Source organism: Chryseobacterium sp. TQ-BC-N36, assembly GCF_058382295.1.
Window position 1 is genome coordinate 3,843,662 of the sequence record NZ_CM178175.1, and the last position, 14,031, is coordinate 3,857,692.

The 14,031-nt window shown below is 38.2% G+C and carries 9 protein-coding genes; 2 read left to right on the forward strand and 7 right to left on the reverse strand.

Going from position 1 to position 14,031, the window contains the following annotated elements:
- Positions 1–119 precede the first annotated feature (119 nt).
- The 7 genes from AC3FI7_RS17275 to AC3FI7_RS17305 form a co-directional block, all read right to left on the reverse strand.
- Entirely contained in the window at positions 120–830 is a 711-nt protein-coding gene (locus AC3FI7_RS17275) for a C40 family peptidase (protein WP_142723403.1), read from the reverse strand.
- A 306-nt stretch (positions 831–1,136) separates the two neighbouring features.
- Positions 1,137–2,243, reverse strand: coding sequence for an efflux RND transporter periplasmic adaptor subunit (locus AC3FI7_RS17280; RefSeq protein WP_491460583.1), 1,107 nt, complete (start codon positions 2,241–2,243; stop codon positions 1,137–1,139).
- 27 nt (positions 2,244–2,270) lie between these two features.
- A complete protein-coding gene (locus tag AC3FI7_RS17285) occupies positions 2,271–5,540 on the reverse strand; it encodes an efflux RND transporter permease subunit (RefSeq protein ID WP_491460584.1) in 3,270 nt (1,089 codons plus the stop codon).
- 32 nt (positions 5,541–5,572) lie between these two features.
- A complete protein-coding gene (locus AC3FI7_RS17290) occupies positions 5,573–6,964 on the reverse strand; it encodes a TolC family protein (RefSeq protein WP_491460585.1) in 1,392 nt (463 codons plus the stop codon).
- 80 nt (positions 6,965–7,044) lie between these two features.
- Positions 7,045–8,397, reverse strand: a complete 1,353-nt coding sequence (locus tag AC3FI7_RS17295) for a sensor histidine kinase (protein ID WP_142723399.1) — start codon at positions 8,395–8,397, stop codon at positions 7,045–7,047.
- Positions 8,394–9,086 carry a response regulator transcription factor gene (locus AC3FI7_RS17300; protein WP_291901350.1) on the reverse strand — a complete coding sequence of 231 codons (693 nt, stop codon included), beginning with the start codon at positions 9,084–9,086 and terminating at the stop codon, positions 8,394–8,396. The genes AC3FI7_RS17295 and AC3FI7_RS17300 overlap by 4 nt, the downstream gene beginning before the upstream one ends.
- A 134-nt stretch (positions 9,087–9,220) precedes the next feature.
- A complete protein-coding gene (locus tag AC3FI7_RS17305; protein ID WP_142723397.1) occupies positions 9,221–11,416 on the reverse strand; it encodes a glutamine synthetase III family protein in 2,196 nt (731 codons plus the stop codon).
- Positions 11,417–11,721: 305 nt separating this feature from the next.
- Here AC3FI7_RS17305 and AC3FI7_RS17310 point away from each other — a divergent pair, with 305 nt between their 5' ends.
- Together AC3FI7_RS17310 and AC3FI7_RS17315 are read left to right on the forward strand one after the other, a co-directional pair.
- Entirely contained in the window at positions 11,722–13,413 is a 1,692-nt protein-coding gene (locus tag AC3FI7_RS17310; RefSeq protein WP_142723396.1) for a DUF6909 family protein, read from the forward strand.
- 88 nt (positions 13,414–13,501) lie between these two features.
- Complete coding sequence (locus AC3FI7_RS17315; RefSeq protein WP_491460586.1) at positions 13,502–13,972, forward strand: DUF1572 domain-containing protein; 471 nt, start codon at positions 13,502–13,504, stop codon at positions 13,970–13,972.
- The last annotated feature ends 59 nt before the right edge of the window (positions 13,973–14,031 follow it).

Sequence of the window (14,031 nt, forward strand, 5' to 3'; positions counted from 1 at the left end):
CGTGTTTTCTTTTAAATGCATATTCCATTGGCTTTAGTCTGCATTTATCGTAAAATATCACATAAAAAAGCCATCAGGAATTCTGATGGCTTCATTATTTAAATCAATTATTTATAAAATTAAAAATTTGCTGGTGTAGCTGGAGTAACAGCGGCTAAGTTATTGTAAGCTTCTCCTTCTTCGTTGATTACTCTTTTGGCAAATCTGAATTTAGGTCCCCAATAAGAATCATTCAGTGAAGAAATCATTACTCCTTTTGATGTTGCTGCGTGGATAAATTTGATCTCACCATCTTCAGAAACACTTTCTACAATACCTACGTGAGAAATTCTTCTTCCATGAGAAAAGAAAATAAGATCTCCCTTCTGTAGTTCTCCTCTTTCTACTCTTTCTCCTTCCTGAGCCTGAGATGCGGCTACTCTTGGTAAGCTAAGACCTGCTGCTGCTCCGAATACAGAAAGAACAAAAGCTGAACAATCTATACCGTTTCTTGTAGTCCCTCCATATCTGTAAGGAGTTCCAAGGTATGTTTCAGCTTCTTCAAGGATACCATCAATGGTTTTATTATGTTTGATTGCTTTGGCAATCTCAGAATTCTTAATTGCTTTTTTAGCATTGGCTATAGATGCTGCCTTTTCTGCAAGGAAAGAGTCAATAAGTCTCTGCTTATCCTGCTCCATTTTTTTGTTATCTATAGAAGCTAGTTTGGCATCTGTTTTGTATTCTTTTGTGTAAGTTGCTGGTTTTGAAACCACATAATTAGTAGCACACGATTGCATTGAAACTGTAGTAACTATAGCAACTAAATAAAACAAAACTCTTTTCTTCATATATATTTGATTAACCGTGTTAAAAAGGAATATTTATTTTCAAAAGCATTACAAAAGTAGAGATTCCGAGCAAAAGACCCCTGTTATGATAATTATCAGGATCTTATTTTAACACTATTTAACATATTATTTACATATGTTAAAGAAAAATAAACCGCAACAGCCTATTTTTGGTCAGTGTGCGGTTTTTTTTATTAAGACTCTTTAACAAAATCATTTCATTTTATCCTGAGTAACGGTATTTTTTTAATTTTTATACCAAAAGGAAGGATTATAATTTTTGTTAATAAATCAATGATTATAAGCTTATTTTGGCAGTTTAACTCTAATATTCTGCCCATCACGAATTTCTTCTGATGCATTCTTAACAATTATATCTTTTGGAGATATCTGGCCAATGATTGTTGTCATTTCTCCATTAGCAATTCCCGAAGTAACCGGTATCCAGTGGGCTTTATTTTTATCTACTCTGATGACGAATACTCCTAGGGTTGAATTCAATACGGCGGAAGAGGGAACAGATAACGATTTATTATTTTCATTTAAAGGGAGAATTACATTGGCTACCATTCCGGGAAGCAGTCTTTTTTCTTTATTGTAAACGTCCATCTCTATCCATTGGGAGCGTAGTTTGTTATCGAGAGCTCCGGCAAATCTTGATACCCTGGCTGTGAATGTTTCTCCGGGAATTGACTGAATTGAAAATTTAATTTCTCCGTTTCTGTTTAACAACCCGGTGTAAGATTCCGGAACATTTACGACCAAACGCAGTCTGTCCTGTTGTACAAGACTGAACATCGGCAGATCCGAACCTTTTCCTGATGGTCCTACATAAGCTCCGGCACTCACATTTCTCATTGCAATATTTCCACTGAAAGGAGCTCTTATCTGTAGGTAATTTTTAACATCTGCAACTTCACGGTATGAAGCCCGTGCGGCTTCAAGCTGTGCCAGATCTGATTTTTGGGCAGCTAAAGCCTGTTCCAGATCCAGCGCTGAAATTGTACCTGGAGTCCTGCTTGTCTCTTTTAGACGGTCATACTTTGCTTTGCTGGCAATATACAGGGCTTCTTTTGATTTTAAAGCTGATGATGCAGCACTTTGCTGAGAATTAATTTCGGGAGCTTCTAAGGTCGCCAGCAACTGACCTGCTTTTACCTCGTTTCCTACATCTACATACAGTTTTTTAACAAAGCTGCTTATCTTGGCATAGATATCCACTTTCTGATAGGGTTGTAATTCTCCCGGAATTGTCGTTGAAGATGAAAAATCTGCTTGTGTAGGATGTACGGATTCAATATCTGGTGAAGAAGGTTCTGCAGATTTTTTAGTTTCTTTTTTCTCCTCATGGCCACAACTGTGAAGACTGAAAATCAGTATTGCCGGAATTAAATATTTATATAATGGGTTCATATTTTATTTTTAATAGCTTAAGGTAATTTATTTTACAATTTCAGGTATAAAGTGAATGCTTTCTTCATCTTCAGGATCAAGAGAAACGCTTTGCGTTGTTGCTTTTCCCTGTCCCCATGCAAAGGCTAGTGGAAGGATGAAAAGAGCAGCAAATGTAGAGGCAACCAAACCGCCGATTACAGCTCTGCCCAACGGTGAAACCTGATCTCCGGCTTCTCCCAGTCCTAATGCCATTGGGATCATTCCCACCACCATGGCCAAGGCTGTCATTACGATTGGTCTTAGTCTCAGGGCAGCGGCTTCTCTTGCAGACAGGAGAGCATCTCCGTTGTGTTTTCTTAATTGCTCTGCATTGGTAATTAATAAAACCGCATTGGATATTGAAACTCCGACGGACATAATAATTCCCATATAAGATTGAAGATTAAGTGTTGATCCGCTGATGATCAATAAAGCAAGAGATCCAACCAAGACTGCCGGAGCTGTTACCAAAACCACTCCTGATACCTTGAAGGACTGGAAGTTGGCTGCCAGCATTAGAAAAATGACTACAATGGCTATAATCAGGCTGCTTTGTAGGCTGCTTAAGGTTTCATGTAAAGTCTGGCTTAGGCCTATCAGCTGAATGTTAAGCCCTCTTGGAAGTTCTCCCATATTATCAATGACTTTTTGCACATCTCCCGAAGCTGTCCCTAAGTCAGTGTGATTAAGATTTGCTGTCACAGTAAGGGTTGGCATTGCGCCCAGATTATCAGTTTCTCCATATGTATAACTGTTTTTAATCGTTGCAACATCACCCAGGTTAGGTCTGTTGGAGTTTTTCTGTAAAGGAATCCCTGCAATCTCTTCTTTGCTGTTCATTTTGTTTTCAGGGATCTGAACCTGAACATTGTAGCTGTAACCTGCTTTTTCATCTGTCCAGATATTTTTTTCAGTAAATCGGGATGATGAGGTGGAAGCTACCAGTGAGCGGGAAATATCAGACATATCGATTCCCAGCTGAGCTGCGCGAATACGATCAACGGTTATATCCAACGCCGGGTATTTTATGGACTGCCCGATCTGAACGTCTCTCAGATAGGGGATTTTTTTAAGCTCAGCCTCGATTTTCTTTGCATACGCTTCATTGACACTTTTATCCCTTCCTGATAGTCTTACTTCAATGGGAGTAGGGGATCCCTGGCTTAGAATTTTTTCTGTCAATTCAATCGGTTCGAAAGATAATTTCATATCAGGATTAATGCTTTTAGCCTTCTCTCGGATTTTATCTTTCAGGTCATCCATATTGGTATGATACTCTTCATTTAAACCAACCTGTAAAACGGTTTCATGTGAACCTGCCATCCATAGGTAAATAGGGCTTACCGAGAAAAGAGTGGGATGGGTCCCTACATACGCAGAGGTGATAGAAACATTATCTTTTCCGACAATTTCCTTAATGCCATCCAGTAGTTTCAATGTCTGCAGCTCAGTTTTTTCAATCCTTGTTCCATCAGGAATACGCATTCTTACCTGAAACTGGTTTCCGTTCACCTGAGGTAAAACATCCCGTCCGATACTGTTTAAAAATAAAGCCACCATTCCCATCATTAATATAATATAAGCTGAGACCAATATTTTTCGGTAGGGCATGATCCTGTCTAAGAACTTCAGGTAACGGAACCTGATTTTTTCAAACATACTTACTTTTCCATCGCGGTTGCTGTCTTCATTTTGCAATAGAATTTCTTTCTGACTCCAAGTATCACTTTCATCACTCAATTCTGCTTTCTGAAGCTCTTCAGAGTCTGTCAGAATATGGCCGTCTTTTGCTTTATGATGCTTTACTTTCATGATCCAGTTGGCCATGATGGGAACAAATGTCTGGGCAAGAAAATAAGAAACAATCATACTGAAACCAATCGCCAGGGCAAGAGGTAGAAATAATGATCCGGGAATTCCTCCCATTGTAAATGCAGGTGCAAAAACAGCAAGAATACAGAATAAGATCAATAATTTGGGAAAGGCAATTTCTTTACACGCATCCCAAATTGCGAGGGACTTTGGTTTTCCCATATCCAGATGCTGGTGAATGTTTTCTATGGTAACGGTACTTTCATCGACAAGAATTCCAATGGCGAGGGCAAGTCCGCTCAAGGTCATAATATTAATGGTCTGCCCAAAAAGATTTAAAAATAAAACCGCTGAAATGATGGATGTGGGAATGGTGAGAATCACAATCAGTGCCCCCCGGATATCCCCAAGGAATAAAATGACCATCAATCCGGTAAGAACAGCTCCAATGGTTCCCTCACTCAATAAACTTTTAACGGAATTGATGACATAAGTGGATTGGTCAAATTCAAAACTTACTTTCACATCATCCGGAAGATTAGACTGAATTTGTGGCAATTGTTTTTTAAGATTCTGAACCACGTCCCAGGTAGAAGCATCAGCGCTTTTGGCAATACTCAGGTAAACTGAACGTCTGCCATTTACCAAGGCATAACCCGAGGTCATATCTGCTCCATCTGTTACTGTCGCAACATCTTTTAAATAAAGATTCTGAACACTGCCTTTGTAGAGAGGAATGTTTTCGAAATCTTTTACATTTTTAATCATCGTGTTGGTAGGAGTAATATAGTATTTGTCTCCTATTCTTACATTTCCGGAAGGTGCAGTTTGGTTGTTCAGCCGCAACGCTTCCACAAGCTGATCCGGTGTCATATTATGCTGGCGAAGTAATTCCGGATTGGCATTAATGACAACTGTACGGATATTTCCTCCAAAAGGGGGTGAAGAAACAATTCCCGGAATTGAAGTAAATGTAGAACGGACATATACGTTAGCAAGATCGAGCAGTTCATTGTTTGATCTTTTATCACTGCTTAAAACAAGCTGCCCGACCGGAAGTGTGGAGGCATCAAAACGTATGATAAAAGGAGGGTTGGAACCCGGGGGGAAAGCCGCCTGAATCCTGGTGGAGAATGAGTTTAGCTCAGCTGCGGCCTGGGCCATGTTGGTTCCGGGATAGAAATTAATTTTCATTAAAGTCAGTCCCTGAATGTTTTTGGTTTCAATACTTTTAATTCCATTTACAAAAAGGAAAATATTGATGTATTGTTTGGCAAAAAATGCTTCCATCTGCTGCGGAGTATAGCCGCTGAAAGGGTGGGAAACATAGATTACCGGTAGATCCAGTTTGGGGAAAATGTCGACTTTAATGGAGTTTACAGACCGTATTCCGAAGAAAAACAATCCGGCAACGATCACTAAAATCGTAATGGGTTTTCTTAATGCAAATCTTATTAAGTTCATTGAAATACTATTGATTTTAATTGATGTTAACCTTACAGTTCGTTTTCAAAAACAGTGAAATCACCGAGTGCTGCTGCTTTCAATAATAAAGCATTCCATACATTACTGATGGCAATATCTCTGTCGGTTTCTGCTCTTACCAAAGCATAAATGGCCTGAGACAGATCCACAAGATCAGTCAGTCCGTTTTTATATAAAACAGACCTTTGGATGTATGCGTCATTTGCGGATTTAAGCTGAATGGGAACCTGATCATAGACCGTTATGGCGTTTTTCCATTTGTTTTCAGATAAATCCATTTGGGCTTTTAATTGCTGCTCGGCAAGATCATATTCGTGTTTCAGTCCCTGGCTTATATAATCCTGAGCACTGATTTCCTTTGACAACCTGTATGCCTGGGTAAAATTCCATGAAACGCCTAGTCCCAACAGGTAATTGCTTCTTGTAGGATGAATTCCGTCCCAGTACGAGGTGGAATAATCACTTTGATTTTGAGCATAGCCGCTTCCAAACCCGGAACCTCTTGTCTGAAAAATGCCCACCATGGAAAATGACGGATAGTACTGTGTTTTCAGAAATTGCTTTTCCTGTTCGCTTACGTTGATTCTGCTTTTATATAAAGCCAGCAATGGATGGCTTTCCAAAGAAGAAATATTTTGATTGGGAAAATCGGTCGGAATCCTTTTCAGTAAGGTACTGTCCAAAACGAATTCCTGTGCCGGGATTCCCAGCAGCTGAGCCAGTTTATTTTCCTGTTCCTGTTCGTTGTCTTTTGCTTTGGTATACGTAATCATAGCATTGGCATAATCTGCCTTTGCTAGGGATAGATCAACCCCGGCAACGAGACCGTTTCTTTCTTTTACTTCAACAATTCTTCTGATGGTATCGGTCCTTCCGAGATTGCGGGCATAAGACTGCTTCAATTTTTTTGCCGCTAAAACATTCAGGTATGCGGCAGCAACTTTGACTTTATGCTGAAAGATTTCATCGGATAAGTCCCGGGTATCTCTCTGATTCTTGGATTCTGCGACTTTTACTCTTTGTTTTGCTTTTCCGAAAGAGAAAAATTCCCAATTGATATTCGCTAAATATAAAGCTCCAAAAGAAGCATTCCAGTTTTGATCCGGAAGCGGGAGTCCGGATGAAGCGACTCCATATCCTCCGAATCCATACAAAGGACCGTTTTGTCCGTTGACGGTTCCGTAATCCTGCTGCAGACTGATGTTAAGATTAGGCAAATATTGCCGTTTTGCCAGTTCTATCGATTCCTGTGATGACAGCCGGTAAGATTCTTTGGCTTTGATGGTTCCGTAATTGTGAACAGCAGTTTCCAGTGCAGATTGCAATGTGAGGACTTCCTGTGCTTTTGCTGTGTTGACAAAAAAAACGGATGATAAGGCGAGAATAAAAATTCTTGAAAGCATCTAACGTATTTTTCTTTTTTCAAAGTAAAAAATACATTTTGAAGCAAATTTGAAGTTGAAAAATTGATATCGATACCTAATTATTTAGCAAAATTTACCATCTGTTCTATGGGTTCAAAAGCGGTGGTATTTTCGGCTGATGTTTTTTCAGAAATTGAAGCTGCATGCATATTGTTGCCGTCAAAATATACCGTGATACTGTGCCATCCATCTGCAAAATCATAATGAACTGCAAAATCATTTACCTCGCAGATCTGTTTGACAATGGAAAGTCCGAGCCCAATGCTTTCCTGTGCCTGATTGCTTTTCTTGAATCTTTTAAATAGTTCCTGGGTGGGAACGTGGGGAGGCAGACCGGTGTTGTTGATCTGAAAATAATTCCGGGTTAAATTAATTTCAATTTTTCCACCCTCAAGATTGTGCCGAATGGCATTGGAGAGAAGATTGCTCAATAGAATTTCTGCTAAAGTAGGGTGGATTTTAATGTAAACATTCTTTTCGCAATTTCTGTTTAAAGTAATGTTCTTTAAGGCTAAATGATCGGAATACATGCACAAAGCTTCTCTTTCCACACGGCAGAATTTTAGTTCCTCATGGGTGGGGAATTCGTTGTTGTTGAGTTTTGTCAGCAGGATTAATGAGCGGTTTATTCTGCTTAATTTATCGATGGAATTTTGAATGTCGGTTAATAAAACTGCTTGGTTTTCATTGATCTCTGTTTCTGCCAGTAACTCAATTTTACTTTGGATGATGGCCAAAGGCGTCTGGACTTCATGCGAGGCATTTTCGGAAAATTCTTTCACAGAAGCATAGTCCTCCAGGGCTTTGTCTGTCATTGTTTTCAGAAATTCATTTAATTTTTTAAACTCTTTTGTGCTTGTGGGTAAAAGGTCAAGCCTTTCTTTTTTCTGAATACTGAATTTCTGAAGTCTGTCAATTGCGTGGTGAAAAGGCTTTAATATAAATTTAGACAAAATACGAGCGGTAATAAAAACAACGGCTGTGATTAATAAAAGTTTCCAGAAAAGGGCAATCAACATGCCTCCCATGATTTCTTTTGTGGCTGTGATGTAGGCGTATGAAGAAATTTTATAGATTTTGCTGTCAATGTCTGCGAAAGAGTTGATCTGGATTTTACATTCATTTCTGGAAACTCCCTGATCTTCAAGACATGTGTGAATAATTTGCGGTTCTGAAGGAATATTTTTTCCTTGAAAGGGGCTTATGGTAATAGGCAGTCCCTGTGAGGTTTTTGCCGGAGTTTCTCCTTTCCGGAGCTGGCTGATAACATAACTGTTAACGGATTTCAGTCTTTCTATCTCAACATTATCAAGTCTTTTTTTGATGCCGGTATATGATATATACATGCTTACGGGGGTGACCAGCAATACAATGGCGATAAACCAGACAGATATTTTATTCAATAAATTCATGAACCGTTATATTTTAAAGCATTAAACTTGTAGCCTAACCCGTAAATGGTTTCGATATAGTCTTTTCCCTGAGCAGCGCCAATTTTTTTTCTGAGATTTTTAACATGCTGATAAACAAAGTCAAAATTAGCTAAATTATCAGTATAATCACCCCAGAGATGATTGGCAATAGACTGTTTTGATAATACACGGTTTTTGTTGACGAGAAAATACAGCAACAGTTCAAATTCTTTTTGGGTGACTTCTAACCTTGTTTCGTTAATAACAACTTCGTAGGTATCAGTGTTTAAAATGATTTCATTGAATTTGACTTCACTATAGCCATCCATTTTTTTCCTTCGGTAGACGGCTCTTAATCTGGCGTGTAATTCCGGTAAATGGAAGGGTTTTGTGATATAATCGTCTGCGCCGCGTTCCAGCCCGTTGATTTTATCATCTAAGGCATTTTTTGCAGAAATAATGAGAATTCCACTGCTGATTTTTTCGGTTTTAATATAATTCAAAATGTTTAATCCGTTTCCGTCGGGCAACATGATATCCAATAGAATACAGTCATACGAATTGAAGCTGAGTTTTTCCAGGGCTTCGTGGTAGTGGTAAGCGCATTCACAGATGTAGTTCTCGCCTTCAAGATAATATCTCATACTTTGGGCAAGTTCTTTGTTGTCTTCTATGATCAGGATTTTCATAATGAAAGCAAAGGTAAAATTAAATTCTGTATGAATTTTGAAGTTCTGGAAGTCTTTGTCTATTAGTATTTTAATCTAAATAAAAAATTCCCCGATTTACGGGGAATTTAAACTAATATGGAACTTTACAGGTGTTATTTTGTGAACAACATTTCTCTGTATTTTGTCATTGGCCAAAGCTCATCGTCAACCATCATTTCCAACGCATCAGAAGCTTCCCTGATCGGATCAAATAATGGCTTTACTTTATTGCAGTAGCTTTCTGCCTGTTTTTGGCTGTTGGTTATACCTTTTGCTGCTTCTCTGGCTTTGATAAGATCTTCAACACCAAGCTTAATTTTAGAAACATTTTCAGAAATGCTTGTAATTAAACTCATCTGCTCTTTTGCCAATGGTTTGAATTCTTTATCGCCAAAGATATCTTTAAGGCCTTTTACGTTTTCAATTAATCTGTTCTGATAGTTTAAAGCAGATGGAATGATATGGTTCCTTGCAATATCACTTAAAACTCTTGCTTCAATATCAATAACAGTAGAGTATTTTTCTAATTTGATTTCGTTTCTTGCCTCTACTTCTCTGTGGTTGAAAATTCCCATTTCTTCATAAAGGGCAAGGAATTTTTTGTCCATTTCCTGCTTTAATGCTTCAGGAGTTGTTTTAAGGTTGTTCAATCCTCTTTTCTTAGCCTCTTTCGCCCAGTCATCAGAATATCCGTCTCCTTCAAACATAATGTTTTTACACTGCTTGATGTATTCTCTCAATACATTAAAGATAGCTTCGTCTTTCTTAAGCCCCGTTTCAATTAAAGCATCTACTTCTTTTTTGAAATCATTTAATTGTTTTGCTGCGATCGTATTCATTACCGTCATAGATTCTGCACAGTTTGCAGCAGAACCTACCGCTCTGATCTCGAATTTATTTCCTGTAAATGCAAATGGAGAAGTCCTGTTTCTGTCAGTATTATCCAACAGGATTTCAGGGATTTTTCCAACAACATTTAATTTTAAATCTGTTTTTTCGTCCGGTGAAAGTTTCCCTTCAGTTACTTTTTCAAGTTCTTCCAACACGCTGAACAGCTGGCTTCCGATGAATACGGAAATAATTGCCGGTGGAGCTTCGTTGGCACCCAATCTGTGGTCATTGCTTGCAGAAGCGATACTTGCTCTTAAAAGATCAGCATATTCATGAACAGCCTTAATTGTATTCACGAAGAATGTTAAGAACTGTAGGTTTTTCTTAGGATTTTTTCCTGGGCTTAAAAGGTTTTCACCAGTATCAGTAGCTAGAGACCAGTTGTTGTGTTTTCCGCTTCCGTTTACTCCTGCGAATGGTTTTTCGTGGAACAAAATGTGGAAATGGTGTCTGTGAGCAATTCTTGCCATGATGTCCATCAACAAAGAGTTGTGGTCTACAGCAACGTTTACTTCCTCGAACATTGGAGCCAGCTCAAATTGGTTTGGAGCTACCTCGTTGTGTCTTGTGGTTACAGGAATACCCAATTTCATACATTCTATTTCCAACTCTTTCATAAAGTTCATTACTCTTGTAGGAATTGAACCGAAATAGTGGTCATCCAGCTGCTGTCCTTTTGCAGGAGAATGTCCAAGCAAAGTTTTACCTGTTAATACAAGATCCGGACGAGACTGGTATAATGCTGAATCTACCAGGAAATATTCTTGCTCCCAACCTAAAGTAGGAGTTACTTTTGTTACGTTTTTGTCAAAATACTGCATTACATTGGTCGCCGCTTCATCTACAGCATTCAAAGCTCTTAAAAGAGGAGCTTTATAATCTAAAGTTTCTCCGGTATAAGAGATGAAGATGGAGGGGATACATAATGTAGTTCCCATGATGAAAGCCGGAGAAGTAGGATCCCATGCGGTATAACCTCTGGCTTCGAAAGTGTTTCTGATTCCTCCGTTCGGGAAAGAAGATGCATCCGGTTCCTGCTGAATCAATAAGTTTCCGCTGAATCTTTCAATAGCTCTGCCTCCTTCGATAGGAGTGAAGAAAGAATCGTGCTTTTCTGCAGTTGTCCCTGTCAAAGGCTGAAACCAGTGTGTATAATGAGTTACTCCTTTGCTCATTGCCCAGTCTTTCATTGCTACAGCTACCTGGTCTGCAATGTGTCTCTGGATTTTAGTCCCTTTTTTTACCGCATCCATAATAGACTGGAATGCTTCTTTCGTTAAATATTCTCTCATTGTTTCTTCTGAGAAAACATTTTGGCAGAATAATTCTGATAACTTTACAGGAACTTCAATAGAGTTATCTCTTCTGAAATCCTTAAATGGTAGGGTTTCTAACGCTTTGAATCTTAAGGTTGACATAAATGGGTTGATTTTTTACAGGGCAAATTTACAAAAAAAATGAATTCAAAATATTTTAACCCTAAAAATTTAAGGGGTGGTTTGAAATTTTATACAATTTAAACAGTTGTTTGGTGTTTTTTAACAGGGGTGTTTTGTGATTTAATGTTTGAGACATGAGATCCCCAGCCTGTTTTTATACGGTGTAAAGTAAAAATACGTCTTACTGTACCATTAACAATAATGCTGATGCATTAAGCTACTTATTAAAAGACAGTTAAAATAAAGTGGGCAAAGATTTTGTATATTTGTGTGAAATTTATTTTATGACAAATTCTAGAGCAAGAGAAACAACAGAGGCTATTGAAAGACTATACATTTCTATGAGACATTTATTTTATAGAGGGTTTTTCAAGCCGGGAGGAGTTTCAGGAGAGAGTATCAGAAGTTTGTTGAAAACCATCAATCCGGAGATTTATGGAACCATGAATATCCCAAGCAAATTGGAATTGGACGGTTTGATGTATGTTTTGGACAGGCTTCCGGAAGGGATTGAGGAATGTGCTTTTATTCATCTTACATCTGATGAAGGGTTTGATAAAGGAAGTTTCGAACCTATTGTTCCAAAGAAAAGAAGAAGAAACTGTTATAGAATAGACGAACACCAGATGAATATTGAGGTTCTTTTGGGCCGTTCTGAAATTTATGACATTCTTACCCACCTGACATTCCTGTTTATAGAAGCTGATAAAATCCGTAACCTGGCATTCATCCAGGATGAAAACTGGAAACCGACCCGTGCTTTCAAAATAATTGAAGAAGTGGTGAAGGGTGAAAAGAAATTCAGCAGAAAGGAAAAAGAGGTGGCACTTATTCATCTTTCTTCTTTAATAGGAAGATCTTTTGATGAAACTTTAAGAGCTTATAATACTTTCGGTGATGACCATAATCCTGACCGTCTGTTTAAAATCATTTACAATCTTGGAAAAGTAAGTCTTGAAGATGCAAAAGGAAGCAGAGAAAGAGAAATTTATTTCAGCTCAATATTAAAAGAGAGAGTGGGTCACCATTATTTTGGTGAGAAATGGGCCAACAAAGTGAAAGAGGTTTTGTTTGAAAATAACCTTCACATGCGTCCCCTGCATATTATTTCTGCCAATATGCATTCAGTGAAAAATATGCTGTATGCGAATCATGCACTTAAAAAGAAACAGCATCATGAAGTTGATTATAAACTGTATGAAGAGATTTCAAACAAGAAAGAACTTCGTGATAAAGTTTTAAAATATGCTTTGGATGAAGGAATGATCCATATTGCGGACAAGAGTGGAAGTAATATTGACGTTCAGATCATAGACCTCAGCAAAACAGATCTGAAGAATACTCCGTTTGCAGATATCAAGTTCTCAGGAGATGATGTGGTCATGGTTTTTGATTATGCTTTCGGAGAACAGGCTTTCGAGGTGATGGATGAACTGCTGAGACCTTTTGAACACAAAGGTGAAGTATACATGATGCATGTAAAATCCGTTTCCATCATGGGAAAAGCAGGTATTCTTACCGGAGCGAAAGGAGATATCATGATCCCTACTTCTCATATTTTTGAAGGAACTGCAGACAACTATCCTTTTGAAAATGCATTAAAGCTGGAAGATTTCATCGATGATGAACTGAAAGCTTTCGAAGGACCAATGATTACGGTTCTGGGAACTTCCCTTCAGAACAAGGACATTCTTTCTTACTTTATGAACACTTCTTGGAAGGCAATCGGTCTTGAAATGGAAGGAGCGCATTATCAGAAAGCCATTCAGGTAGCTTCCAAGATCAGGCATCATATTTCACCGGATCTGTTCGTATGTTATGCTTATTATGCATCAGATAACCCGCTGGAAACAGGAAGTACATTATCTTCAGGCGGTTTGGGTCTTACAGGTGTGAAACCAACCTATCTGATTACTTTAAGAATCCTTGAGAAGATTTTAAGAAGCGGAAAAAAAGAAGCTTCGACTAAAAAATAATTGTAATTCAATAGTATAATATCAGCCTCAGTACATTTTGTACCTGAGGCTTTTTATTGTGTATCTTAGAAAATAAAAATATTAACTTATGAGTTCAGTATCACAATTATCAAAAAGATTCAGAGAAGTTCTGCTGGATGGTCTCTGGATCGCCAATACCAATTTTAAAGATCAGCTTTCAGATGTGACCTGGGAACAGGCTGTGGCAAAGATTGATTCTCTAAACACGATTGCAATGCTTACTTTTCATATTGATTATTATATTGCAGGAATTGTTAATGTTTTTGAAGGGGGCAATCTTGAGATTAAAGATCAGTTTAGTTTTGATCTTCCACCCATAGAATCACAGGAACAATGGGAGGGTCTGTTGAATAAACTCTGGACAGATTCCGAAAAATTTGCAACATTGCTGGAACAGATGCCTGATTCTAAACTCGATGAGGTTTTTGTTGATGAAAAGTATGGAACCTACCGGAGAAATATTGATGGAATGATCGAACACAGCTATTATCACCTGGGGCAGATTACTCTGATCAAAAAGCTGTTAAAAAATGGCTGAAAATAGGTATAACATCTTTGAAAAGCAGGGAATCGTTTATCCTTGTCAAGGTTCAAAAC